At 71.5% G+C, this 24,264-nt stretch carries 21 protein-coding genes; 10 read left to right on the top strand and 11 right to left on the bottom strand.

Translation table 11 applies throughout. From position 1 onward, the window contains the following. The 4 genes from CCN39_RS51065 to CCN39_RS16735 all read left to right on the top strand — a co-directional run. Positions 1 to 198 (top strand): hypothetical protein (locus CCN39_RS51065; protein ID WP_208630247.1); only part of this gene is annotated, 198 nt, incomplete at its 5' end. A 305-nt stretch (positions 199 to 503) separates the two neighbouring features. After that, a complete protein-coding gene (locus CCN39_RS49420; protein ID WP_143264058.1) occupies positions 504 to 797 on the top strand; it encodes a hypothetical protein in 294 nt (97 codons plus the stop codon). 969 nt (positions 798 to 1,766) lie between these two features. Beyond that, on the top strand, positions 1,767 to 2,096 hold the full coding sequence (locus tag CCN39_RS16730) for a hypothetical protein (protein ID WP_086843015.1): 330 nt from the start codon (positions 1,767 to 1,769) through the stop codon (positions 2,094 to 2,096). Between the two features lie 825 nt (positions 2,097 to 2,921). Further along, positions 2,922 to 4,082, top strand: coding sequence for a trypsin-like serine peptidase (locus tag CCN39_RS16735; RefSeq protein ID WP_086843017.1), 1,161 nt, complete (start codon positions 2,922 to 2,924; stop codon positions 4,080 to 4,082). A 242-nt stretch (positions 4,083 to 4,324) separates the two neighbouring features. Here CCN39_RS16735 and CCN39_RS16740 read toward each other — a convergent pair whose 3' ends face one another. The 4 genes from CCN39_RS16740 to CCN39_RS50170 form a co-directional block, all read right to left on the bottom strand. Next, positions 4,325 to 4,903 (bottom strand): RNA polymerase sigma factor, encoded by a 579-nt coding sequence (locus CCN39_RS16740; RefSeq protein WP_086843020.1) that lies wholly within the window; start codon positions 4,901 to 4,903, stop codon positions 4,325 to 4,327. Positions 4,904 to 5,101: 198 nt separating this feature from the next. Continuing rightward, positions 5,102 to 6,079 carry an ArsR/SmtB family transcription factor gene (locus tag CCN39_RS16745; RefSeq protein ID WP_158104512.1) on the bottom strand — a complete coding sequence of 326 codons (978 nt, stop codon included), beginning with the start codon at positions 6,077 to 6,079 and terminating at the stop codon, positions 5,102 to 5,104. Positions 6,080 to 6,347: 268 nt separating this feature from the next. Further along, positions 6,348 to 6,983, bottom strand: a complete 636-nt coding sequence (locus tag CCN39_RS16750) for a histone deacetylase (protein WP_086843024.1) — start codon at positions 6,981 to 6,983, stop codon at positions 6,348 to 6,350. A gap of 99 nt (positions 6,984 to 7,082) precedes the next feature. Further along, positions 7,083 to 8,036, bottom strand: a complete 954-nt coding sequence (locus tag CCN39_RS50170; protein WP_086843026.1) for a hypothetical protein — start codon at positions 8,034 to 8,036, stop codon at positions 7,083 to 7,085. A 313-nt stretch (positions 8,037 to 8,349) separates the two neighbouring features. Here CCN39_RS50170 and CCN39_RS16760 point away from each other — a divergent pair, with 313 nt between their 5' ends. Then, a complete protein-coding gene (locus CCN39_RS16760) occupies positions 8,350 to 9,093 on the top strand; it encodes a response regulator (RefSeq protein WP_244210820.1) in 744 nt (247 codons plus the stop codon). A gap of 157 nt (positions 9,094 to 9,250) precedes the next feature. Here CCN39_RS16760 and CCN39_RS16765 read toward each other — a convergent pair whose 3' ends face one another. Genes CCN39_RS16765 through CCN39_RS16775 form a run of 3 tightly spaced genes read right to left on the bottom strand, consistent with a single transcriptional unit; the run spans position 9,251 to position 12,998 of the window. After that, complete coding sequence (locus tag CCN39_RS16765; protein ID WP_086843028.1) at positions 9,251 to 10,453, bottom strand: acyl-CoA dehydrogenase family protein; 1,203 nt, start codon at positions 10,451 to 10,453, stop codon at positions 9,251 to 9,253. Next, positions 10,450 to 11,748, bottom strand: a complete 1,299-nt coding sequence (locus CCN39_RS16770) for an ATP-grasp domain-containing protein (RefSeq protein ID WP_086843030.1) — start codon at positions 11,746 to 11,748, stop codon at positions 10,450 to 10,452. The genes CCN39_RS16765 and CCN39_RS16770 overlap by 4 nt, the downstream gene beginning before the upstream one ends. Beyond that, positions 11,745 to 12,998: an MFS transporter gene (locus tag CCN39_RS16775; protein WP_086843032.1), complete on the bottom strand. Its 1,254-nt coding sequence runs from the start codon at positions 12,996 to 12,998 to the stop codon at positions 11,745 to 11,747. The genes CCN39_RS16770 and CCN39_RS16775 overlap by 4 nt, the downstream gene beginning before the upstream one ends. A 346-nt stretch (positions 12,999 to 13,344) precedes the next feature. Between CCN39_RS16775 and CCN39_RS16780 the strand changes: the two genes are divergently transcribed. Beyond that, a complete protein-coding gene (locus tag CCN39_RS16780) occupies positions 13,345 to 14,148 on the top strand; it encodes an alpha/beta fold hydrolase (RefSeq protein ID WP_086843034.1) in 804 nt (267 codons plus the stop codon). A 38-nt stretch (positions 14,149 to 14,186) separates the two neighbouring features. Here CCN39_RS16780 and CCN39_RS16785 read toward each other — a convergent pair whose 3' ends face one another. Beyond that, on the bottom strand, positions 14,187 to 16,460 hold the full coding sequence (locus tag CCN39_RS16785) for a sigma-70 family RNA polymerase sigma factor (RefSeq protein ID WP_086843036.1): 2,274 nt from the start codon (positions 16,458 to 16,460) through the stop codon (positions 14,187 to 14,189). Here CCN39_RS16785 and CCN39_RS16790 point away from each other — a divergent pair. After that, positions 16,459 to 16,659 carry a hypothetical protein gene (locus CCN39_RS16790; protein WP_086843038.1) on the top strand — a complete coding sequence of 67 codons (201 nt, stop codon included), beginning with the start codon at positions 16,459 to 16,461 and terminating at the stop codon, positions 16,657 to 16,659. The genes CCN39_RS16785 and CCN39_RS16790 overlap by 2 nt on opposite strands. 26 nt (positions 16,660 to 16,685) lie before the next feature. Here CCN39_RS16790 and CCN39_RS16795 read toward each other — a convergent pair whose 3' ends face one another. Together CCN39_RS16795 and CCN39_RS16800 are read right to left on the bottom strand one after the other, a co-directional pair. Next, positions 16,686 to 17,744, bottom strand: coding sequence for a radical SAM protein (locus CCN39_RS16795; RefSeq protein ID WP_086843040.1), 1,059 nt, complete (start codon positions 17,742 to 17,744; stop codon positions 16,686 to 16,688). Continuing rightward, complete coding sequence (locus tag CCN39_RS16800; RefSeq protein ID WP_086843042.1) at positions 17,741 to 18,202, bottom strand: hypothetical protein; 462 nt, start codon at positions 18,200 to 18,202, stop codon at positions 17,741 to 17,743. Before CCN39_RS16800 ends, CCN39_RS16795 begins: the two co-directional genes overlap by 4 nt. A gap of 196 nt (positions 18,203 to 18,398) precedes the next feature. Between CCN39_RS16800 and CCN39_RS16805 the strand changes: the two genes are divergently transcribed. Beyond that, positions 18,399 to 22,088, top strand: coding sequence for an nSTAND1 domain-containing NTPase (locus CCN39_RS16805; protein ID WP_143264059.1), 3,690 nt, complete (start codon positions 18,399 to 18,401; stop codon positions 22,086 to 22,088). Between the two features lie 214 nt (positions 22,089 to 22,302). Further along, positions 22,303 to 22,557, top strand: coding sequence for a hypothetical protein (locus CCN39_RS16810; protein WP_086843046.1), 255 nt, complete (start codon positions 22,303 to 22,305; stop codon positions 22,555 to 22,557). Between the two features lie 194 nt (positions 22,558 to 22,751). On the opposite strand, the gene CCN39_RS16815 is transcribed toward CCN39_RS16810, so the two are convergent. Continuing rightward, positions 22,752 to 23,321, bottom strand: coding sequence for a TetR/AcrR family transcriptional regulator (locus CCN39_RS16815; RefSeq protein WP_086843048.1), 570 nt, complete (start codon positions 23,319 to 23,321; stop codon positions 22,752 to 22,754). A 78-nt stretch (positions 23,322 to 23,399) separates the two neighbouring features. On the opposite strand from CCN39_RS16815, the gene CCN39_RS16820 reads away from it, so the two are divergent. Beyond that, positions 23,400 to 24,086 (top strand): SDR family oxidoreductase, encoded by a 687-nt coding sequence (locus tag CCN39_RS16820; RefSeq protein WP_086843050.1) that lies wholly within the window; start codon positions 23,400 to 23,402, stop codon positions 24,084 to 24,086. Positions 24,087 to 24,264 lie beyond the last annotated feature (178 nt).

The following is a 24,264-nucleotide window of genomic DNA, read 5'->3' on the forward strand; positions in this document are numbered from 1 at the left end:
GTCCCGGCCGGGACCCGCAAGACCCGCCTTGGGTACGTCTCCGCCTTCTACCGCGAGATGTGCCTGCGCAAGAAGACGACGTTCGAGGTGCCCGGGTCCGGGCTCTGCGGGTCGCCGCACGGACCTACCGCGGCCGCGGCCCGCGCGAGGCCCGCGAGCTCGTCGCGCTGCGGCACGCGGCGATGGTCGACCTGCTGACCGCCACCGGCATCCGCGCCGACGAACTCTGCTCGGCGACCGTTCCAACCTGCGTCGCGTCGGCCCGGACGGGCGGCCCGCCCTGCATGTCCACGGCAAGGGCGCGAAGAACAGATAAGTGCGGACCACCGCCGTCGCCTTGGCCTCCCTGGATGCCTACCTGGCCGCGCGGGACGCGCACGAGAGCGGCGCCGAGGTTACCGTCGGCGGGCAGGTCGGCGGGAAACCCGCCACCACCCCCTGCTCGCGACGACCAGCGGCGCCAGGCTCGGGACCGAGCAGGTTCCCAGGTTCCCCAAGGCGCTGTGCGCGAGCCTGCTGCGGGTCGCCGCGGCCAGCGGGTCCTCGACGATGCGCGCTCACGCCGCCGCGCTGCGCCCGATCACCACCACGATCCACCCCCACTCTGGGCGGCACTTCTACGCCGCGTTGCCGAAGCGCACGGCGTCCACATCCGCAAGATCGCCGCCGACCTTGGCCACTCCAGCGTCGACGTGACCGAGGGCTATCTCGCGGCGGCCGACACGCTGGAGGGCTCGGCCGCGCCGGTGCTGGCCGACCCCATCGCCGCCGGCGATGAACTCGCGCTCATCCCATAGACGGCCGAGCCGGCGACAGCCTGACCGGGTGGCACGACGGCCCGTTGGCCAGGACGATCGGCGGGGTGCACGCCGACGGCGGAATCCACTTCTGCTGGCCTTCCCTGCGGTCGCCCTCGACCACACCACCCCGGCGAAGCCGGACGAGCCGCTCCACGCCCGCGGCGGGCACTGACCCGATCGTCTGCAGGAACATCACCAGCCGACCACCTGGTTCCCCGCCCGACACCCGGTTCGCATCCCGCCGCGCTGGGCCCCCTCACACGATCCACCCCTACCTCGCCGGAAGGATTCCGACGACCGGAATACCGTCGAGACGCGAATACCGTACAAACGATGTCGACTGTCGACCACAAAGCAGGAAATCCAGGAAAAGATTCACCGATTGCCCAAAGAGGCAGGTCGAGTGCTTGAATGCGACGTGGTCGCATTGCCGGCCAGCCTCCGATGATTTCGGTAAGGTAACGATGACTCCTGCTAACGGGGTATTGGTCGTTGAAATCTGGACTGGCACCCCTGGAGGTGCTTACGATTACCCAGCGTCGCACGGGCAGCAGCACACTTCTGTCCACTGTGATTGCAAACCGGATAATCACCCGGTCACCCTGAGCGAAGGCTGGTGCGGTCGAGCGCAGGGCACATCGGATCTCGCTGGAACGGGATCCGATCATGAATCTCGAAGGAGGTTCCCGACTGTTGCCGGGAACCTCCTTCGTTCATGTTTAAGAAAGTTTTTGGCGTAGTCCTACACGGGGTAGCCATCTGCGTCTCAACGGTGTAATTCTTACTCATGGTACCGGCACCATCCGGTGCCGCCGCTCGATGGGCTGCGTTTCCAGACGCTGCTTAGCCGTTTCGAGCGGGGCGTGATCTGGCTCGACCGCACCTTGTCACGGAAGTGATATTCCGCAGCTCCCTCCGCGGGAATACATGATCACTTCTAGCCGCTGGCCGCTCAGGAGGAAATTAATGACCGTCGCCGCGCAGGCGGCCCCACAGCCCGCACGTCCGCGCACCTGGGCGGATGTCGGCTTGGCCGCGCTGATCGTCGTATTCACCCCGATTCTCAGGCTGGGCGGCATGGACATCAGATCCGCGCTGTTCTGGGCCACGTGCGTGATCGTGGTGGTGGCCTGGGCGATCACGCTGCCGCACTACCTGGTGAAGGTCGGCAAGCTGAGCCGACTGATCGCCCACCTGGCTCAGCAGCAAACGATGCTGGACCGCCAACTGCGCGACGGTGACCGCACCGACGAGGAAAACGACGATCCTCCCCGTATCGGCCGCCGTCCCCGGTAACCACCGTCGATCAACCACGAACGACCCCCGCGGGAGACGCCGGCTGCTCTGCGTCTCTCGCGGGGGCGAGTGTTCACCGCCGGTTTGTCGGTGGCCGCCGGTACCGTGCGACGCGGGCGTGGCCGCGCGCCTGAGAAAGAGAACCTGCTCGACCTCGGCGGACAGCTCCAGTGCTCGCGCCGGCGCCAGGAGCATCGCCGCGGCGGGGTCGCAGCGCAGGCACAGCAGGCCGAAGAAGTCGCAGCGGTCTTCGGTGAACGCGTCCTCCACGTGCGAGGCCAGCACCGTGTCGCTGCCCTCGCTGGTCTGCGCGTCCTCCCGGCCGGGCACCGGCGTCACGTGCTGGACCAGCCGTCCTTCGTAGAGAGAGGCGAAGGTGAACGGCTCCCCCACGTCCCGCCGCCCTCGCCGGCGACGACGACCCCGGCCGCGCTCGGCCCGGCCGGGGACGCCGCGGCGCTCACGCTGCTGGCGCAACTGGGTCTCGCGGAGCCAGATCGGGCCGCGAGACCCCTTCGGCTGTCGGCAAGCTCCGAAGAGGAGGGCTTTTTACCTTCGTCGGCCCCTGCCGCTTCTCGCACTTCGACGACGGCGAACCGGTAGCCAAGCCCCACCCGGAAGCCTGGATTCAGATCGCCGCGGTCTCGATGGACCAGACCCGCGTGTGCGGCCCATCCCGGCAGCATTGCGGTTCACGGTCAGGCCGCATACGGCGCCGGCCGCCCGAAAGGGCAGATTCGTGGCCGGTGGGTATTCGCGGTGCGTTTTCTGCGCTCCTCCGTTCACGAACCGCACTCCGCGGTTCGGAACCAGCGAGGAGTGACCATGACCGACCAAGCACCTTGGAGCCAGGCGCGGCTGCTCGAATTCGAGCCCGAGAGCGAAGGCGAGGACACCCGGCCCTGGGGCTTGGTGACCGATTCGGCCACCACGTGGTGGTCCGGCGAGGAGCACGGCGTCGCACTGGAGCGCAGCACGGTCCATCGCGGCGCGTTCACGCTGCGCACGGACGGCCCTCTCCTGGCCGGCTTGCCCGGGCTCGAAGCCTACGAGGAGACGGTCCACACCCGTACGCCGGCGCAGCGCGCGAACCGCACGCCGCGCCGGACCCCGAGCGCCGCGCCGTCGGGCGCCCCCTACCGGCCGAAGGGCGTTCCCTTGGGCATCGCCCCGAAGACGACCAGGTCGCTCGACCCGACGCGGCGGGGTATCACCTCCCGCGGCGGCAAGACCCTCCTGTCCGAAACCCACAGCACAATCATCGACGGCGAGTCCCGGGCGCTGGTGTACCCCTCGTCCTACCCGTACACCGCGGTCTGCAAGCTCTACAGCAGCTACCAGCCGACTGCGGGCGCGAGCTGGGTGCCCGCCGGCGAGGCGACCGGGTACCTGATCGGCCGGAGCACGATGATGACCAGCGGCCACGTGGGACCGCCGACGAACGGGGCGGCGTGGGCGATCAAGGTCATCCCCGCCTGCTGGAACGGCCAGTCCGTGTTCGGGGCCGGCGTGGTCAGCTACGTCCGGGGCTACCACTCGTGGAACTCCGACTCGGGCAGTGACATCAAGGTCTGCCAGCTGTGGGATCCGCTTGGCGACCGCGTCGGCTACTTCGGCTACCGGGGCTACAACAGCGCGTGGGAAGACGGCGACTACTGGACCATGGCGGGCTTCCCGTACGACATCAGCCTGACGTCGATGTCGTACGAGTCCGCCATCGCCGTACGCGACGACGACGATGGTGACGACATCAACGTCAACGGCACGACCTACGACACGACCCAGGTCGAGAGTGACGCGGACGAGGCGTCCGGAGTGTCCGGCGCGCCCTTGTGGGGCTGGTGGGACGACGGGCCGTACGCGATCGGCGTCCACCACGGCGTCGAGCACGACGGGACGATCTTCGGCACGGAGACGCTGTCATGCGCCTCGGGCGGCGCGGGCTTCACGCAGGCTGCCGCCTGGGGCCGCAGCTCCTGGGGCTGAGCTGTGCCGGGTGGCTGATCGCCGGGGTGAGCGGGTGCCGCCGCCCGCCCCGGCACCGGTCGGTGGGCCGCGACACGGTTTTCGGTGTGGGCCGCCCACCGAGCCGTTCACCCACAGAGACCCGGCATCGCGAGTTTCGCCTTCAAACGCCGGTGGCGCGGCCTCACCGACGACGGTTGCGGCCCCCGACATGGATTGCTGCTGTCGTCGGCGAGCCGGTTCACGAGCGAGCAGATGTGGTGTCAGCCGGCGAGTTGCTCGCTTCGGGAGTCCTGCAGCGCTGCGGCGGCAGGGGTGCGCCGGGCTCTGCCCAAGCATCGGGCTCTGGACGGCCCGATCGAGCCGATCGGAATACCCAGAATCTCGCTGATTTCCTGGTAGGGCTTGGATGGGTCACTGAACAGCAGCAAGAGTAGCCGCCGGTCTCGGCTGGGCAGCGCTGCCATGATTTGCCGGACCGCATCACGCAGTTCGCGGCCGATCAGGTCAGCGTCGAACTCGGGCTCCACCACCTCGCGGAAGAGTGCAGGATCGGTCGGGATCTGGTGCTGCCTGTTCCGCAGCAGCTTCAGGCACTCGCGCTGCGCGACAGTTCGCAGCCAGCCGGGCAGTGCCTCCGGCTCGCGGATACGATCCAGACTTGTCATCAGCCTCAACCACACTGAGCCGCAAACGTCCTCGGCGTCCGCGTCTCTGATACCGAAGCGGCGGCAAACCGCGAGGCCGAGTGGCGTGTACCGACCGACGATCTCCCGCCACGCCGTATCCATGCCGAGCGCGGCGTCGCGAAGTAATGGTGCTGCGGGCAATTCTTGATGCATGATTCCTCCTCGGGCTCCCCCCGGTCTCGCCCGTCCTCGTTGTTCACCTTGTGCCGACCCCTGAGGAGCAGGCCGCAGCGAGTTTCGGCTGGTAGACAGGCATCACTGCCGCGAGTGCGGACGTGCCTCGACGTGGGGAGCACACCGTGCTGCGATCCGTGTTCCCATCGTCGCCAGGCGGCCGCGGCGGCGCGACGATTAGGGCAGAACCGAATCTCCGTGCAGCAGGCCGGCACCGCGCGGGGTGCGTTCGTAGAGCACGACCCGGCCGGCGCGGCGAGAGCGGACCAAGTTGTTCAGGCGCAGCACGGTGAGGTGTTCGCTCACCGTTGCGGGCGTGACGCCGAGTTGCTCCGCGAGTTCCGTGGTTGACCGGGGCAGGTCGAGCAACGCGAGCAACGTCGCCCTGCTGCGGCCGACGAGATCTGCAAGCGGGGCATGCGCGACCGGCGGTGCCGGTGCCCACAGCCCACCGACACCGCGCGCGGGGTACCCGATCGAGACCTGGTCGTGGCCGTCGCAGATGCTGAGCTTCGGCCAGATGAACGCACCCGGCTTGAGCAGCACGCCCACGCCGTTCACCATGTGCCGGACGTCGTGGTGCGGCAGCAGGACCCGGAGCCGGTCTTCGGCGTACTCGATCTGCGGGTGGAGGTCGTCGAAGAGCCGAGCGAGGCCGCCGCCGGTCAGCCTCGCCGACCGGTGGGCGAAGTCGGCTTCGTGCAGCGCACACAGCCGCGGCCACACGGGCTCGATCGCGGCGCGCCAGTACTCGGAGAGCAGGTCGCAGAGCGGCCCGAGCGCGCGCCCGGGATCGTCGTACAGTGGCCGCACCACCGGAGGGATCTCCGCCGACGCCCAGTATTCGTCGAAGTAGCACCGGACACCGGCGTCGTCCGTGGCGCGCACGCGCTCGAGCTGGCTGTCGAATTTATCGCCGGGCTCCGTCAGCGGGTTGAGGAACCCCGGGAAGACGTCGTCGAGCGACAGCAGGGTGAACAGCACCGTGAGGTCGAGACCAGCCAACCGGGCCCGGGCCAACGACACCCACGGGCGGTGCAGGTCCGTACCCCGCCGGCCCGTCAGCACGTAGACGCTGTTGCGGAGCTCTTCCATCGGCGAGCGGGCGAACCGCACCTTCGCCAGGTCGAGCGTCCCCATCACGAGCTCGATCACCCAGCCGATACTACGCACCGCAAGGGTTCGGTGACAGCCACAGGAACGGCAGCCGTATCGGCAGCTTCGTGCTCGGCATCGGCGCTGGCGCCGAGCGAATGTCAACCCAAGTTGACTCTCCCGCCCGTGAGTGATTGAGACTTTCCGCAGGTCACCGGAGTGGATCATCGCCGCCAGCGGCTGCAGTCCGACGCCGGCTGATGGATCGTCCGTTCGGATCGCGCAAGCGGCTGTACGACGTCGCACCGGGCACTTTCAGGTCCTGCCGTCAAGACGGGGCCTCTGGAGCCAGGTCGGCGATTTTCTGTGCTGACCAGTGCCCCTGGACCCCGGGCAGTGGCGCCAGGTATTCGGCGATCTTCGGGTAAGACCAGCCGTACGCCTCCCGCAATCCGCCCACGAGCATGGCCAGATAGGCGGCCGACGGTGGGTTCTTCTCGATTTCCGACGCCGACCACGGTGCCGTGAACGTCAGGACGGGGAAGCCGTCGAGATCGCCGAGGTGCAGCAACGTCTCGTAGCGACCCGGCCCGAGCTGATCGCGGCCCGTCCGCAGCACGGTGGTCAGATCCAGGTCCGGCCCCGGCTCGCGGTACATCTCCTGCTCGGCGATGTCGGCGAACTGCCCGGCGGTCACCAGGTACGACCGCATCGCCGCCCGGCCCGGCAGCTGCGGGTCGAAGAACGCCCGGCCACCGTGCCAGACCGGCGACTCGGTGGCGAAGTAGACCCCGCCGGGGAACTCGCTCGCCACGACGCGACGCGCCGGACTGCGGTCCCGACATCCGACGTAGGAACGCTGGGCACCCAGCGGAGTTCCTCCTTCGAGGTAACACCGCAACCGCGCCGAGTACAGGTTGGATCCGTAGCTGGCGTACCAGACCAACGGCGGTGGCATCCCCATGGCACCACGGTATCGCCCGTGTCCGACACACTCGGGCCGCCCAGCTCCAGACATTTGATCTTCGCGGTTCGCGGGACCGGATACCCGGCGGCCGCGAGGTCAGTTCCGGCACGTCCAGAGCGTGCCGATCTGCCGCGTGTTGTCGGTGCTGACCCCCGCGATCTGCCGCCCGTCGGCGCTGATCGCGGTCGGGTAGAGCGGGTAGGTGTTCCCGAGCTGGGGCAGCTGGAGCTGCCGGCCGTACTTCCACCGTGCCGGGAACCCGGAACGGTTCTTCGCCGCGACGACGCCGTTCACCGCGAGGACCCCGCCCTGGGCATACGTGCTGTCAGGCAAGGGGCGTTCAGCTCCGGTCACCACGTCGATGAAGGTGAGGTTGTCGCCTTCGGGGCCGCCGCGGTCGGCGATCAGCACGCCGTCCGCCAGGTCCGACGCGCGGTGCCCGCCGGGTCCGATCACCGGGAACGACCGCACGACCGTGCCGTCCAGCCGGTAGACCGTCTGCACCTCGTCGCCGGCGAAGCCCGCCGAGCCGAGGACGAATCCGAGGTCGTCCACCTTCAGGGCCATCGTGTACACCGGCCCGTCGTCGAGCACCCGCGGCGTCCGCGTGCCCGCCGGCCAGACGACGGCGCGGGACAGGCCGCCGACCCAGGCATATCCCGAGACGTCGCCACGCGCGTTGATGTCGGTCGCCCCGGAGCCCGGCTCGTCCGGCTCCGGCAGGAACGTCGTCACGCCACCAGCCTGGATCGCGGCGCGCCGCCTCCCGTCGGCGAACTGCGAACCGACCATCACCCCGTCGGCGTTGATCGCGGACGGGACGAACGTCCCGAGGTCCGTCACGACACCGTCACGCCACAGCAGTCCGTGTTCGTTGTCGCCGAAGTGCGACCGGCCGAGACCGACGAACGTCCCGTGGTCGTCCGTGCCGGCCGGGTAGACCTCCTCGCCGGCGACCGACCCGGGCAGCTCGGTCACCCGGCACACCGCGGCCGGAGCGAGCTCCGCCGCGGACGCCGTCACCGGTGCGGCGACCGCCAGCACGCTCATGGCGGCCAATACCTTCAGTCCTGCTCCCACATTTCCTCCCCTGGTGAACCACCAGGTCCGCCCGGACCCGGCAGAACCCCTCACGCTCGAGCCGGTCCTTCGGTTGAGTCCCCGGGTGCGGCTTCTGCCCAGCTGAACGATCCTGCGACGGCGGCTGACGTGGTCTTGAAGGAGGACGGGGCTGTCGACGGACTGCAACCGAATCATCGACGGTGGCTGCCAGACTCTGCGTGCCCCAGGGCGGGCGCCGGCTTCAGCTGCCCTGTGTGGCGCGCGCGGCGAGGGGCGCCCGCGATGGAGTTCTGGGGGAACTGTGAACCAGCAAGCGAACGAGCTCGCGTGGACGCCCGCGCTGCCGGCCCGTCGGCACGTGAACCGGCGTCGTCCCGAAATCGAAGTGGTGCCGGATGTCGCGGTGCCGACGGTGGTGCTCGCGGACACCCGGCCGGCCGTGCGCCGCGGCGTGCGGGCGATGCTCGAACGTTCCGCGGCGATCAGCGTGGTCGGCGAAGCCGCCACCACGGCCGCCGTGCTCGCCGAGACCACGCGGTTGCGGCCCGACGTGCTCGTCATCGACCTGCAGCTCGGTGACGACGACGGCATCGCGGTGATCGCCAAGATCGTGCGCGTCGCGCCGGGAACGGCCGTGCTCGTCTTCAGTGAGATCGACGACGACCGCACGATCACCGCGGCGTTCCAGGCGGGGGCGCGCGGATACCTGATCAAGGACGCCGGCGCGGACCAGATCCTCCGTGGCGTGCAGGCGGTCGCGGCGGGTGAGGCGATCGTCGGCCAGGCGATCGCCGGGCGGCTCGGGGCCTGGCTGCGTCCGGGCGCCGAGCCGGACCCCTACCCCTTCGCCCAGCTCACCGCGCGCGAACGAGAAGTGCTCGACCGCATCGCCGCCGGCAAGTCGAACCCGGCGATCGCGACCGAGCTCGCGCTCTCGCCGAAGACGATCAGCAACCGGGTGTCCGCGATCTTCGCCAAGCTCGGCACCGCCGACCGCGCCCGGCTCATCGTGATGGCGCGCGAGGCGGGGCTCGGCCTGAGCTGACCCCGGACGGCTTCGTGGTGGCGATCCGACTCAGGTGAGCGGACAAACACGGGAAGGCCCGGCGATCGCTCGCCGGGCCTTCCCGTTGTCGCGCGGGAGGCGGGACGCGCAGTGGAGAAGTCCGGCCCGGCACCCGCGAGGCTGACCGCAGCCGGGGTCAGCTGGTGATGCCCAGGCAGAGGCGGAACTCCGGGGTCCCGCCCAGCAGGTGCGCCCCCGCCGACTGCAGGATGCGGTCCTGGGCGAGCAGGTGCTGGCACATCGTCGTGGTGTCGCGGAGCCAGCGGTCCAGGGGACCGCCGCGGTGGATCGAGCCCGTCTGCATCAGGTCGTACAGGCGTGCTACGACCGAGCGGGCCGTGCGCAACGCGTGCAGCCTGGACAGCGGCAGCGCGGCCTGTAGCTCTGCCGGAACCTCCGCGCCCGCCGAGAGCAGCTCCCACTGCTCCCGCATCGTGCCATACACGCCGGCGCGAGACGCGATGAAGTCGGCTTCGCACTCCGCGAGCGTCACCTGCATCCGCCAGTTGTCCGCCCACGGCACGCCGGTCGCGCGGTCCACCCGGGTCCGCACGACGTTGCGGACGTGGTCGAGCGCGGCCCGCGCCACCCCCAGCGGCACGCCCGCCACCGTGCGCATGAACGACTCCGGCCGCGCCAGCGGGCTCGGCCTGCCGTGCACCGTGTCGAACGACAGCGTGCGTTCCTCGGGCACGAACACGTCGGTGATCGTGTAGTCGCAGCTGCCGCTGCCGGCCAGGCCGGTGGTGTGCCAGTTGTCGATGACCTCCGCCTCCGCGGCCGGCACCATGAACAGGCGCGAGTCGTGCGGGTCACGGCCGTCCGGGCTGGGGTCCGGCTTGCCGTCGCGGTAGAGGAACGCGCCGGAGATGACCCAGTCGCAGTGGGTGATACCGCTGCCGAACGTCCACCGCCCGGTCAAGCGGTAGCCGCCGGGCACGCGCTCGGCGCGGCCGGCCGGGAACAGCATGCCCGCGGTGATCAGGTCCAGTCGCGGGAACATCTCCCGCGCGGCGGCATCGGACAGGAACGGCGCGTACAGCCCGGTGCCGGACCCGATGATCGCGCACCAGCCGGCCGAGGCGTCCCCGTAGGACAGTGCCTCGATCACCTCCGTCTGCTCGATCGACGTCAGTTCCGGGCCGCCGAACTCGCGGGGGAACGTCATCCGGAACACTCCGGTGTCGCGCAGGAGCTCGACGACGTCCGGGGGCAACCGGCGGGCCTGCTCGAACTCGGCTGCTCGCTCCCGCAGCACCGGCGCCAGGGCCTTCGCCCGGGCCAGGATCTCCGGAGCGGTCCGCGGCGGTGCCGGGCGGGTCAGGCTGACGGCGGTCATGCGTCCACGTCCAGCAGTCCGGCGGGCATCACGAACGACGCACCGGGCTCGGGTGGGCCGAGCAGGCCCGCGTCGACTTCGACCAGGGCCGCTGCCGCGTCGAGCCGCCGGCCGCAGGTCTCCCTGTCCGCCCCTTCGCACACGACGAACGAATGCCGGGCCAGGTAGCCACCCGGGGGCAGCCGCAGCGACGCGCCGGGTTCGACCATCCGCGCCGCCGTGACCAGTCCCGGTGCCTCCGTCGGCACGGTCACCGATCGCACGACGCAGTCGTGGTCCGGACAGCCGAACCGGATGCCCACGACCGACCGGCGGGTGGGTACCAGGTCCGGCCGCCGGCCGGTGGCCACGTCGAAGAGCACCTCGCCCGGGTCGATGCCGGTCGCGGTCAGCCCGAGGAACGGGATGAGGTCACCGCCGAGCCTGCCGTTGATCTCGATGATCAACGGCCCGCGCTCGGTGAGCCGGACCTCGGTGTGGGTGATGCCGTCTTCGACCCCGAGCAGCCGGTGCGCGCGGGCCAGGGTGTCCATCAGCTCGCGGTCGTCGAGCAGCGGGTCGGCCGCGTCCACGATGTGCCCGGTCTCCTCGAAGTACGGCTCTGCACCGCTTTGCTTGCGGGCCAGGAACATCGGCAGGTACTCGCCCTTGTGGACGGCGGCGTCGATGCTGATCTCGGGACCTTCGGCGTAGCCCTCGACGACGGCACTGCCGCCGTAGGGCGCGTGCTCGGCCCGGCTCGCTCCCGCCGCTACTTCGAACGCCGTCGCGACCTCAGCCGCGTCGGCGGCCAGCACCACTCCGATGCTGGCGCCCATCGCGCGGGGTTTCACCACCACGGGGTAGCCGATTTCGCCGGCCGCGACGACAGCTTCGCGCACTGTCGTCGCCGTCGCGAACCCCGGCTGGTGGAGACCGCCCGCGGTGAGCACCGATCGCGTCCGGTACTTGTCCCGGCAGCCGTGCACGCCCTGCACGCTCAGCCCGGGCAAGCCGAGTTCGGCGGCGAGCTCGCCGGCTGCCAGCACCACCGGCTCGTCCCAGCACACCAGCCCGGCGATCGGCACCCGCGCAGCCACCTCGCGGGCAGCCGCGGTCATCGCTTCGGGGTCGAAAACGTTGGCCAGGACGATCTCGTCGAAGTACTTCCGCTGCCAAGTCGGCTCGAGGTTGTTCAGCAGCACCAGGTCCAGGCCCGCCGACCGGGCTCGCCGGTGGATCGACCGGACGAGGTATTCGCGGTAGAGCTTCAGCCCGCTGCCGATCACCAGCAGCACGCCGTTGGGCTCGGTCATGCCTTTTCTCCCACGGGTTCCGCCGCGGCGACCGTGGCCGGCGCGGTCTTCTGCTTCATGCCCGCCCAGGCGAAGAGCCCGGCGGCGACCGCCATGGCCCCGCACAGCGGCCAGATGCCGCTGCCGAGCCGAGTCCAGGCGAACACCCCGAACGCCGGGCCGAGCGCCGAGGCCAGCCCGATCACCGCGTGCGAGGTGCCGACGTAGCGGGCCTTCACGCGCGACGGCGACTTCGCCGGGTGCGCGAACATGCTCGGCCCGGAAATCATCAGGCCGGACACGAAGAGCACCGCGCTGACCAGCACGAGCACGCTGGATCCGGAGGACAGTCCCCAACCCGTGACGCCGAGCGCGAAGATGACGTGCCCGAGGCCGCCGGCCAGCTGCGGCGGCCATCGCGTGACGTAGGTGGTGAGCTTCAGCTCGGTGACGATCAGCACGATGGACGACGTCGCGAGCACCGCGCTGTAGAGCGCCTCGGGGTGCCCGTCGGCGACGATCTGCAGCGGCAGCGCGACGGTGAACTGGGCGTAGACGATCGTGCCGACGAAGACGGCCCCCAGGTAGAGCAGGAACCTGCCGTCGCGCACCAGGGTCGCGTACGCCGAGCGCCGGTCCACCCCGGCCTCGGGCTCGGCCGCTTCCTTTTCGGCAGGGGCCGTCTTCGGCAGCAACACGAACGCCAGCAGCGCGTACAGCGCCGCGGTGAGGCCGTCCAGCCAGAACAGCAGGTCCCAGTCGAGCAGGACGAGTCCGGCGGCGATCAGGGAGGCCAGCGCAGCGCCGATGTTGAGCGCGATCCGCATCATCGAGAAGCCCATCACCTGGTGCCGCTCGGGCATCAGGTCGGACAGCAGGACCGCCGCCGCGGGCCGGTAGGCCTGGGTGACCAGGCCGGCCAGCGCCACCACGGCGAACAGCGGCCAGATCGTCTCCGGGCGACCCAGCCACGGGATCGACGCGACCAGCGGTGCCGACGCCGTCATCGCCGCCACGATCGTGGCCCGCGGGCCGAGCCGGTGCGTGAGCTCGCCGCCCAGCAGCGTCCCGAAGATCGCCCCGACGCTGTAGGCGACGAGGCACAGGCCCGCGAGGCCGACCGAAACGCCGCGCACCGTCAGGTACAGCAGCAGGAAGGTCTGGACGAACGCGCCGAGCTGGTTGACCAGCACGCCCCCGAGCAGGTAGCGGACGGGGGTGGGGGTCGCCTTCAGCACGGCGAACACACCCGCCGGGGCATCGTTGCTCATGCCGTCTCCTCTGTGGTGGTTTCGACGATCCCGCTTGCGGACGACGGCGCCGCGGCGCGCGAGCCGGGTTCCTCCACGGCCGCCGCCGGGTTCACCGGTCCTGCCCCGATCGCCCGTACTCCTCCACCGTGGTCAGTCACTCGGATCCCCCTCGTCGTCGGCGTCGGCCGCAAAGCCGGACCGATGCTAACCGCGCGTTTTTCCCTGCCGACAGGGAAAGTGTTCCCGGACAGCCGGGAAACTCGACCGGTCCCGCGGGGTCGTAGAACTTTTCTCGGAGGGGGTGTCCGTTCCGGCCGGCCCCATTCGTCGGGATGGCGAACCCCGACCTTCCGGAGGAGAGGCCATGACCACCCACACCCTCGCCGTACCCGGCGCGCGCATCACCTACGACGTCACCGGCAGCGGCCCGGTCCTGCTGCTCATCCCCGGCGGCGCCGCCGACTCCACGATGTTCCAGCCCATCGCGCCGATCCTGGCCGAGGACCACACCGTCGTCACCTACGACCCCCGCGGCATCTCCCGCAGCCCCCTCGACGGCGAACCCGGGCCCGGCACCCTGCGCGAGCACGCCGACGACGTCCAGCGCCTGCTCGCCGAGATCGGGGCGGTCGACGCCGACGTCTTCGCCAACAGCGGCGGCGCCGTCACGATGCTCGAGTACGTCGTGCGCCACAGCGGCCAGGTCCGCGCCGTCGTGCTGCACGAACCGCCGGTCACCCGGTACCTCGGCCCGGCCGTCCTCGACGGCCCGGACATCCCGGCGATCTACCGGGAGCACGGGATCGGCGCCGCCATCGCCGCGTTCGTGGAGATGGCCGGCTTCGACATCACCCCGCCGACCGACCCGACGCCCGACGAACTCGCCCAGATGAAGGTGATGGAAGGCAACTTCGCGTACTTCTTCGGCCACCTCCTGGCCGCCATCGGCGCCTACGAACCCGACCTCGGCGCGCTGCGGGCGGTGCCGGCGCGGCTGGTCGTCGGCGTGGGCGAGACGGCCGCCGGGCTGCCCGCCCACGAAGCCGGCCTCGGGCTCGCCGCCGACCTCGGGCTGACCGCCGAACCGTTCCCGGGCGACCACGGAGGGTTCGCCGCCGAGCCCGCCGCCTTCGCCGCGCGCCTGCGCGAAGTCCTGAAAGGACGCTGAAGCGGGCCGGACGGCGGGGCGCCTGGAAGCGGCGCAGCTCATCCAGGCTCGTACGGATCCCACGTCACGTCGACGGTGAGGCGCTGGCCGTCCGGGGTGCTCAGGGTGATCGTGCCCCTGCTGTGGGCGCCCGGGTCGACGGAAGACGGGTGCGGCCACAACGTGACAGTGATTTCCGCGGTGCCCGAGCCCGAAGTCCGGGAAAGGGCCAGCCGGCAGGTGGGTGCGGCACACCCCGGTGCCGACAGCGCCGCTGTCCAGGTGTTCGTGCCGCCGGTGACGCTGACCGTGAAACGCGCGCTGCTCTCCGATGCTCCGATGTGGACGGCGCCGGTGCTGGTCCGCACCGTTCCCGGGGTGGCCAGCCAGTGCACCAGCACGGTGACCTGCTGGGCGTCCGGCGTCGTCACGCGGAGGGGAACGTCACCGCCGGTACCGATCGGCCGGGTCAGCCGCACCGTGACGAGCGCTCCCTTTCCGGCGGCGAGCGAGCCGCCGGCCGGGCTGACCGTCAGAGCCGGGTGCGGCGAACCGGCGGACCAGCTGAGGTTTCCGTTGGCCGCGGTGACGCTGAACGTCGCGGTGGCGGCCCGGGCGCCGAGGTCGATCCGCGGCGTGGTGACGCCGACGTTGCCCGGTGTCGGCCAGCCGACGGCCACCGTCACGCGCTGGCCGGTGGAGGAGGTGACGACGAGTCCGGTACCCGGTTTTGCGGTGGCGTTGCGGTTCACGGTCACCTTGATCGGCTGGGTCTTGCCGGCTTCGACGTTTCCGGCCGCGGGCGTGACCGAGACTGCCGGGTCGGTGGACGTGGCCGTCCACGACATGGCGCTGCCGGCGGCCACCGTGACGGTCGCCGTGGTCGCGTAGAGGGGCAGGTTCACCGCCGGGGGCGTCACCGCCAGCACCCCGGGCGGCGGTGGGGTCACCGGCCCGCCGGGCGCGGGTTCGGGCGCGGTGGCGCCGGGAAATGACGGATCCGGCGTGCCCGGCCCGCCGTTCCCGGGGGCGCCGGGCAGCCCGGGGACGGCGGTCCGGCCCGGAACGGTGGCCGATTGCCCCGGGTCGGCCGGGTCCGGCCGCTGGAAAAGGGAGAAGTCCGAGCCGCCATCGCCGTTTTCCGTGCGGACGGTCAACCCGAGGATGAGGACGATGATCGTGACCAGGCCGATCGCCACGGACCAGCCTGGCGCTCGTCGGCGGAATCCGCCCTTGGCTCTGTCCGATTCCGGCGCGTCGGCGCCGGGCTCGGCCGGGCCTGGGTCCGCAGCCGAGAACGAAGCCGGCTCCACAGCGTTGTCGCGCGTGCCGTGCAGGCCCCACAGTCCCAGAACGGGCAGGAGCGCGAGCGGACCGTATCGCAGTCGGCCACGCTCGAGGTCACCGCTGCACCGGGGGCAGCGACCGATGTGGTGGGCCACTTTCCTGCCCAGCTCCACCGGCAGGACGTTCGACGGCCGGACCACGTGGCCGGCGGTCTCGAGGATCTTGGCCAGCACCGGGCACGGCGGCCCGTCCGGCGCCTCGTGCACGACGATCTCTGCCTCGACGGCCGCGCGTAGCCAAGCTTTGTGCCGGTGGATTCGTTTGTACACGGTGACCGGCTGCGCGGGGTCTTCGCCGAGGGCCGCGGCGAGTTTCCTGCCCCGCAGGTGCTGCTGGAAGTACAGGTTGTGGAGCCGCTGTTCCTCGGGCGCGAGCGTGGCCACGAGCAGGTCCAGCCACTTGAGGCCGTCGTGCACGCCGGGCGGTTTCTCTTGCGCGACCTCCGGGACGTCGTGAACTTCGAGGAAGCGAAGTTTCCGCAGGTGCAGACATTGCCGGCGAGCGACCGTGAACAGCCATTTCCGCACGGTGCGCGGTTTCTCGATACGGCCCAGTCCCTCCCAGGCCGCGATGAACGTTTCCGTGACGGCGTCCTCGGCGGCGTGCGGGTCGTTGTCGAGCTTCGCCGCGCAGAATCTGATCAGGGCATCCCGGTGGGATTCGACGATGGCGGCGAACGCGCGGTTCCGTTCCTCCTGCGTCCGCGCGGAAGTGAACGCGACGACCTCCTTACCGTAGGCCTCATGACTTCTGTCGGCGATTCGTGAAACCGGCGCCGCGGTGGGGTGACGATCGGCAAGCGTCACAGGAATTCCTTCCGGATGGCTGTCCAGCAGTTCTGCTGGGTACGTGGGCGGAGATGCCGGTTTTTTCGCGCCGATCTCCAAGTTGACCCGATCGGCGGCAAGCGTCGGCCGATCGGGTGATCTCTCGATTCGGGCCGTGAGCGGTGGAAGAAAGGAGAGCTGATGACACGTACCCGGCATGAATCAGGATCGAAAGCACGCCGCGGCCGATTCGATCGCCCGGATCGCCGGCGTTCTCGTGCTCACCCTGCTCGTCCCGCCGGGACCGGCCCTGAGCGCGTTGCTGCTCCTCGTCGTGCCCGCCATCGACTTGAGTGCGCTTGCGCTGACCGCCTTGAGGACAGCTACGTCGGGCCGGCGTTCCCGGAGGCCGCGGTGAAGTGCCGCCGCGATCTCCCCCCGCGATCACCGATACGCCTCTTCACCCTCCTGCAGGACGGAGGGGATGAAGTGGTCGTCGAGCCACGCGGACTGCAGCACGATGGCCACCATTTCCCGGTAGTGCTCGCGGATCACCGCGCGCACCCGCTCGTCCCGGTAGACGCGGCCGCACGCCTGGCAGGGGTGGGCGTACCGGCCTTCCCAGTCGATGGCCGGGTCGTGCCCGGCCGCCCACGCCAGCACCCGCTCGGGGCCGAAGTAGTGCAGCCACAGTTTGAGGAAGTCGGCTTCGGACCTGGTCATCGCCGCGGTGAGGAAGTCGGTGTCCTCGACGGTGGCCGGGTTCAGCTCGGCGATGGTGCGCAGCCCGAGCCCGCAGCAGGCCCCGATCCGTCCGTCGGCCTGGACGGTGTAGGTCTGCAGCACGTGGTCGCAGCCGCGGCGGGTGGCCAGGTTCGCCGCGGTGGTCACCGCGCCGTCGGGGTATTCCGCGCGCGCCGCGGGGTCCAGGGGCATCCAGGCGCTTTCGGTGATCCGCACCCGCTCGGCGGCCGGGCCCAGCGCCTCGACGAGGGGATGGCTGCGGATCGCGTCCGCGGTGACCGTCCGGATGCGCCGTTGCTCGATCATCACCACGACCGGAATCCCGGCCCGCACGGCCGCGACGGCGGCGTGCACGACCCGCTCCACGGGCACGAACCGTGCGTGCTCGTCGCCCGTGCTGTAGTTGATCTCCGTCAGCCCCGCCTCGACCAGCGCGGCCAGCTTCTCCCGCGCGCGCTCCGGGTTCGCTGCCCAGTGCGCGTTGGTCACCAGCCGGGCCGGCAGGCCGAGGTCCCGCGCGTGGGCCAGCGCGGCCAGCAGGTCGCGCCAGCGCAGCGTGGCCTCCCCGCCGGTGAACACGACGTTGGCGAAGCCGAGCCGGTGGGCCTGGTCGATGGCGGCGGTGATGACGTCCAGCGGGAGCCGCTCGCGGGACTGGGGACTGCTCAGCGTGCCGCAGTCGGTGCACGCCGCCGTGCAGGTGAACGTGGGCATGACCGACAGCGTCTTGCGCTTGCCCACCAGGCTGTCCACGGTCATGCCGGCTCCCGGAGCTCGCGCAGCCGCAGCCGCAGCACGGCGGGGTCGGCGCCGGCGGGGCCCGGGTCGGTGCTCCCGCCGGTGGTGAAGCCGGTCGACGTGCTGACGCTCGCCGAGGCGCTGGTGACGGTGCTGGAGCTGAAGGTGGCCGAACTGCTCGAGCTGGCCGACGAAGAGGCGATCGTGGCCGGCGCCCCACCGGGCACCCGCCCGCACGCGCCGACCAGCCGGGCCCGCGTGGCGGGCACGCGCAGCGCCGCGACGAGGGCGGTGTTCTCCTCGGAAACGCGGTGACTCGCGGGACGCCAGCCGACCGCGGCGGCCAGCACGCCGGCGGGGTCGTCGAGGAACCGCCCTTCGGCCACCGGGTCGGCCGCGAGGGTCCGGAACAGGGTGAGCAGCTCCGCCCGGGCGACGACGTCGTCGAGCACCAGGGGCTGCCGGGCAGGGATCGGCACGTCACTGTCCTTTCGTTGGCACGTCGGGGATGTGCCGACGATGGTCGTGGCCGTCCGGGGCGGGCGGAAGGTCTGCGGAGTTGTCCGGACGGAACCCGGACGGGTGGCCGGACGAACCCGTCCAGCGGTACGGCCGGTCGGAACGGCCCTCCTAGCATCGGCCGGGTCGGTGCCAGCGCGAGTGTCCGGGAGTCCGGTGTCCGAACCCACGAGTCCGGCTCGGCCCGGCGCCATCCGCACCCGGCAGGACTTCTCCCGCGCGCTGACCGGCCTGCGCGAGAGCTGTGGGCTGTCGATCCGCCAGGTCGCGGCCAAGACCGGGGTGCGGGGCGCGCACACGACCGTCGGCGACTGGTTCTCCGGCCGCGGACTGCCTTCGCCCGCCTCGCGGGACCTGCTCGTCGGGGTGCTGGCCGCCTGCGGGGTCGACGCCGAAACCGAGGTCGAGGAGTGGCTCGCGGCCTGGCTCCGGGTGCGCCGGACGCCGGGACCACGGCCTGTCGGGCCCCAGCCCTACCGCGGGCTCGCCAGCTTCCGGCCCGAAGACGCCGACTGGTTCTTCGGCCGCGAGGAGGTCGTCGGCCGGCTGGTCAAGAGCGTCCGGGCGAGCTGCGGTCCGCACGTCGTGGTGGGACCGTCCGGTTCGGGCAAGTCTTCGCTGCTGGGGGCGGGGCTCGTGCCGGCGCTGCGGTGCGACGGCGACGCGGTGGAGCTGCGGACGCCGGGCGCGCACCCGGCGGAGGTGCTGTCGAATGCGGCCGACGTCCTGGTCGTCGACCAGTTCGAAGAGGTGTTCACCACCTGCCGCGACGCGGGCGAGCGAGACCGGTTCATCGCCGCGCTGGCCGCGGCGGCCGAGGCCGGCCGGACGATCGTGCTGGGCCTGCGCGCGGACTTCTACGGGCACGTCCTGCGGTACCCGGAACTGGTGGCGGCCGTGCGGGCCGGCCAGCTGGTGCTGGGCCCGATGACCGACGACGAACTGCGCCGGGCGGTCGTCGAGCCCGCCCGCCGGGCGCGCGTGGACGTCGAAGCCGGGCTGGTGGACCTGCTGCTGAGCGAAATGACCCCGCGCGGCGGGCGGCGTGAGGCCGGTGGGCTGCCCTTGCTGTCACACGCGTTGTACGCCACCTGGCGCCACGGCGACGGCCGGTGCCTCACGATCGCCGGCTACACCGCCGTCGGCGGGATCGACGGCGCGGTGGCCACCACCGCCACCTCGGTGTACGAGTCGCTCACCGAGCAGCAGCAGGTCCTGGCCCACCGGTTGTTCCTGAGCCTGGTGCACGTCGCCCCCGACACCGCCGACACGCGGCGCCTGCTGCCGATCGTCTCCTTGCCCGGCGACGTCCGCGAGGTGCTGGACCTGTTCATCGACGCCCGGCTGGTGACCGCGGACAAGGACACCGTCCAGCTCAGTCACGAGGCGCTGATCTCGGCGTGGCCGGTGCTGCGCGGCTGGCTCGACGCCGATCGCGCGGGCCTGGAGACCCGGCGGCTGCTCGAGGAAGCCGCCGCGACCTGGCAGCGTGAAGGCCGTGATCCCGCGGCGCTCTACCGCGGCACGCGGCTGGCGGTGGCGGCCGACTGGGCGCGCACCACCGGTGCGTCCACCGCGCCGGGCGAGCAGGCCCGGGAGTTCCTGGCCGCTTCCACCGCCGCCGAACAGCAGGAAGAGTCGGCGCGACGACGGCGGACCAGCCGGCTGCGGCGGCTCGTCGCGGCGCTGCTCGTGCTGCTGGTCGTCGCGGCCGGCGCGACCGCGGTCGCCGTCAAGAGCCTGGGCACCACTCGCGAACAGCGTGACGCCGCCCTGTCGGCCAAGGTCGCCGGGGAGAGTACCGCGCTGCGGACGAGCGATCCCGCCTTGGCCGCGCAGCTCGGCCTCGCCGCCTACCGGCTGACGCCGACGCCCCAGGCCCGGGGTGCGCTGCTGAGCACGTTCGCGACGCCGTATTCGACGCGTCTGCCGGGCCACACGGGCGCGGTGTACGCCGCCGTCTTCCATCCCGGCGGCCGGCTGCTCGCCACCACCGGCACCGACCCGACGACGAGGCTGTGGGACACCGCGGACCCCCACCACCCGCGGGTGGTGGGCATGGTCGGCGACCCGGCGCACGGTGGTGTCCTCACCGCCGCCTTCTCCCCCGACGGCACGGTGCTGGCCACCGCCGGCGCCGACGGCGGGATCCGGCTGTGGAACGTCGCCGACCCCGCACGGCCGCGGCTGACCACCACGCTCAGCGGCCATTCCGGTGGCGTCCGCCGGATCGCGTTCCGCGCCGACGGCAGGCTCCTCGCCTCGGCGGGCACCGATCACACCGTCCGGCTGTGGGACCCGGGATCCGGGGCCGCGGTGGCCACGCTCGGCGGCCACACCGACGAGGTCAGCGCCGTGGTCTTCACCCCCGACGGCCACCAGCTGGTCAGCACGAGCGCCGACACGACCGTCCGGCTCTGGGACGTCACCACCCCCTCCGCGCCGCGCCCGCCGGCCGTACTCACCGGGCACACCGACCGCGTGCTGGCCGCCGCCGTGAGCCCGGACGGGCGGGAACTGGCGACCGGCGGGTTCGACAACACCCTGCGCCTCTGGGACTTGACGGCCCCGCAGCCCCGCCCGCTCGCCGCGCTGACCGGCCACACCAGCGGCATCGCGTCCGTGGCCTTCTCTCCGGACGGGCGGACCGTCGCCACCGGCAGCTACGACTTCACCGTCCGGCTCTGGGACCTCGAAGACCCCGCCTTCCCCGGTGAGCCGGTTGCGCTCGCCGGCCACACCGAAACCGTCTACTCGGTGGCGTTCAGCCCCGACGGGCGCACCCTCGCCAGCGCGGGCCGGGACACCACGGCCCGGCTCTGGGACATCGGCGGGCCGGTCCTCGGCGGCCACTACGGCCCCGTGATCGGGGCCGTGCCCAGCCCGGACGGGCGGCTGGTGGCGGCCGCCAGCTACCAGAGCACCCGGCTGTGGAGCATCGCGGACCGGGAGCGCCCGGCGGCGGCCGCGACGCTGCGGGGGAACACCGACGGCGTGGTCGATGCCGCGTTCACCCGGGACAGCCGGGTACTGGCCACGGCGAGCCTGGATCGGACGGTGCACCTGTGGCGGCTGGACGACCCGGGCCACCCGGCGCTGCTGCGCGTGCTGACCGTTCCCGGCGACAACGCCTTCGCCGTGGCGATCAGCCCGGACGGTCGCGTGGTGGCGACGGGCGACACCGATTCGGTCAGCCTGTGGGACTTGACGACCGAGCAGCCGCCGCTCGCCGTGATTCCTTACGGCGCCCGGGTTTCCTCGCTCGCGTTCAGCCCGGACGGGCACGAGCTGGCCGCCGGGGGCGCCGATCGCGCCGCACGCCTGTGGGACGTCACCGACGCACGAGCCCCGGCGGCGCTGGCCGTTCTGCCCGATCAGCCCGACACCGTGCACGACGTCGGCTTCAGCCCGGACGGCCGCCTCTTGGCAACGGGAGCGGGGCACGCCGCACGGCTGTGGTCGCTCGCCGATCCGCGGCACGCGGAGCTGCTGTCCTCGATGGAGGGCCACGGCAACACGGTCAGTTCCGTCGCCTTCGGTCCCGACGGTCACCGGCTGGCGGTGGCGAGCTACGACACGACGGTGACCCTCTGGACGATCGCCGACGCCCGCGCACCTGCTCTCCGGGCGACGCTCACCGGTCACCCGGACCGCGTCAACTCGGTCGGCTTCAGTCCCGACGGACGCACGGTCGTCACCGCGGGCACGGACAAGACCGTCCGGCTCTGGGACACCGACGAAGAGGCGGTCGCCGCCCGGATCTGCGCTGTCACCCAGCCGCGGATCACCGAGGCGCAGTGGGCGAACTACCTCCCCGGCATCCCGTACACCCCGCCCTGTTCCTGATCCTCCGAGGCGAAGATCCCGTGCTCAGCGGTGATGCGCGGTGTTCGCGGGCGCCGGTGACCGGGATCGACGCTCGGCGGCGAGGCCGCCGCTCAAGGACAGCAGGCGATGCGGCAATGCGCCGACGTGAGCATTGAGCCCCAGCCCCGTGACGAGGCGATCGCGGCGTTGTTCGCCGGCCCGGACTGGGCTGACCCTGCGTCCCGGGCTGCCGATGCCGGAGGCGCGGTACTTCCAGATGCTGCGCGACGAGCAGCCGCTCGGCGAGGTCGTCGACCGGGGCGGGCTCGCCCCACGCGGCGAGGGTGATGAGGTCGGCCGTGCAGGTGTAGCGGGCACTGGCGGCTGTCCGCTCCACCTGCACGGCGAGAACCTCCGGCAGGAAGATCCGCTCCACCGCGAGCGGCGGGTGTTCAGCGAGCCGGTACCCGTCGCCGTCGGTGACGAGCACGCCGGCGCGGACCAGTAGCGCGACCGCGTCCTGGTGGGACACCGGCCGCGTCCGCCGCAACCGGCACGGGAAGTGGTGGGTGCACCAGCTGAGGACCCGGAGGCCTTGCAGCGGCGACGTCGTACTACGACCCGAGCTCGACCCTGCCCGAAGCCGGGCAGACCTGGTGTCGGATCGAAACGCTGAGCAAGGCCGGCAGCGGGCGGAAGGTTTCAGGTGTCGAGCAGGATGTGCCGCAGGACGCGGGCCAGGTGGGCGGTGAGCGCGGCCGCGGACAGCTCGGCGAGCGGCCCGGTCCGGGCGATGTACCTGTTGACCGTCACTCCGATCAGCTGCGCCCCGAGCATCGCGACTCGGACGGCGATGTCCTCGCCGTCGACAACTTCGCGATATGCCCGGATGCTGCTCTCCTCCATCGCGCTGTACAACTTCGCCGCGGCCTGCTGGTCCGAAGCGATACTGCGCAGCAGGACCACGAGCGGGTCGGTGGCGGCGCCGTTCTCCATCCGCTCGACGTAGGCGTGCGCGACGCGTTCGGGCAGCGTGCCCGGGTCGCCGTCGATCACCGCGTCGAGCTCCCGGTGCCCCGGCACTGCGGCGAGGAACAGCTGTTCCTTCGACCCGAACTGCCGCAGGACCAGGCCGTGGGTGACGCCGGCGCGAGCCGCGATTTCCCGGACCGTCGCCCGGGCGAAACCGCGTTCGCCGAAGCAGCTGCGGGCGGCGTCCAGGATGGCCTGGCGGTGCCCTTCGGGGTCGCGGCGGTGCGGACGTCGGGTCATGCCGGGCAATTTACCAAGTGGTCAGCAAGCCCTCTATGCTCGCTAATGACCAAGTGGTCAACAGGACGGAGACCCACCATGAGCACCACGATGATCATCGGCGGCACCGACGGACTCGGCCGTTTCATCGCCGAGCAGCACGCGGCCCGAGGCGGCACGGTCGTGGTCGCCGGCCGCGACGCGGGCCGCGCCGAGGCGGTCGCGAAGGAGATCGGCCCCACCGCGACCGGCCTCGGCCTGGACCTCGCCCGCCCGGAGACCATCGCCGCCTCGGCCGCCGGCGTCCCGCCTCTCGACCACCTCGTGATCACCGCCAGCCACCAGCGCCCGAACACGCTGCAGGACTTCGACATCGCCGCGGCGATCACCGCGGTGACCACCAAGCTGGTCGGCTACACCGAAGCCGTCCGGGTACTGAGAGAGCGATTCACGCCGCAGGCGTCGGTCGTCCTCTTCGGCGGCCTGGCCAAGGAACGCCCGTACCCCGGCTCCACGGTCGTCACCACCTTCAACAGCGCCGTCACCGGCCTGGTGAAGACCCTGGCCGTCGAGCTCGCGCCGCACCGGGTCAACGCCCTGCACCCCGGCCTGGTCGGCGACAGCCCGCGATGGCGCGACGCCGACCTGGGAACGCAGGCCGAGCGCACCCCGATCGGGCGCTTGGTCACCATGGCGGAGATCGCCGACGCCACCGACTTCCTGCTTCGCAACGGCGGGATGAACGGTCACGACCTCTTCGTCGACGGCGGCTTCCTCGCCCGCTGACCGGGGCCGGTGTCAGGGGCGCTGCGCGGTGACTTGCCGGCCGGGACTTCGCAGGCGTCCCGACACCAGGCGATGGCGCTGTGGGCCGGCACCGAGGCGATCGGAGCGGTCCCTCGCAGCTCAGCCAGCTGTCGTCGTCGCGTTCGCCCCGAGGGGGCTCACGCGCACCTTTCCGCCG

The organism is Amycolatopsis kentuckyensis (assembly GCF_002155975.1).
Classification (GTDB): Bacteria; Actinomycetota; Actinomycetes; order Mycobacteriales; family Pseudonocardiaceae; genus Amycolatopsis; species Amycolatopsis kentuckyensis.

Coding starts and splice junctions, on each gene's coding strand:
- CCN39_RS16730 (WP_086843015.1), top strand. CDS start 1,767: ATGACCGTCGCCGCGCAGGCGGCCCCACAGCCCGCACGTCCGCGCACC.
- CCN39_RS16735 (WP_086843017.1), top strand. CDS start 2,922: ATGACCGACCAAGCACCTTGGAGCCAGGCGCGGCTGCTCGAATTCGAG.
- CCN39_RS16740 (WP_086843020.1), bottom strand. CDS start 4,903: ATGCATCAAGAATTGCCCGCAGCACCATTACTTCGCGACGCCGCGCTC.
- CCN39_RS16750 (WP_086843024.1), bottom strand. CDS start 6,983: ATGGGGATGCCACCGCCGTTGGTCTGGTACGCCAGCTACGGATCCAAC.
- CCN39_RS50170 (WP_086843026.1), bottom strand. CDS start 8,036: ATGAGCGTGCTGGCGGTCGCCGCACCGGTGACGGCGTCCGCGGCGGAG.
- CCN39_RS16765 (WP_086843028.1), bottom strand. CDS start 10,453: ATGACCGCCGTCAGCCTGACCCGCCCGGCACCGCCGCGGACCGCTCCG.
- CCN39_RS16770 (WP_086843030.1), bottom strand. CDS start 11,748: ATGACCGAGCCCAACGGCGTGCTGCTGGTGATCGGCAGCGGGCTGAAG.
- CCN39_RS16775 (WP_086843032.1), bottom strand. CDS start 12,998: ATGAGCAACGATGCCCCGGCGGGTGTGTTCGCCGTGCTGAAGGCGACC.
- CCN39_RS16780 (WP_086843034.1), top strand. CDS start 13,345: ATGACCACCCACACCCTCGCCGTACCCGGCGCGCGCATCACCTACGAC.
- CCN39_RS16790 (WP_086843038.1), top strand. CDS start 16,459: ATGAATCAGGATCGAAAGCACGCCGCGGCCGATTCGATCGCCCGGATC.
- CCN39_RS16785 (WP_086843036.1), bottom strand. CDS start 16,460: ATGCCGGGTACGTGTCATCAGCTCTCCTTTCTTCCACCGCTCACGGCC.
- CCN39_RS16795 (WP_086843040.1), bottom strand. CDS start 17,744: ATGACCGTGGACAGCCTGGTGGGCAAGCGCAAGACGCTGTCGGTCATG.
- CCN39_RS16810 (WP_086843046.1), top strand. CDS start 22,303: ATGCCGGAGGCGCGGTACTTCCAGATGCTGCGCGACGAGCAGCCGCTC.
- CCN39_RS16815 (WP_086843048.1), bottom strand. CDS start 23,321: ATGACCCGACGTCCGCACCGCCGCGACCCCGAAGGGCACCGCCAGGCC.
- CCN39_RS16820 (WP_086843050.1), top strand. CDS start 23,400: ATGAGCACCACGATGATCATCGGCGGCACCGACGGACTCGGCCGTTTC.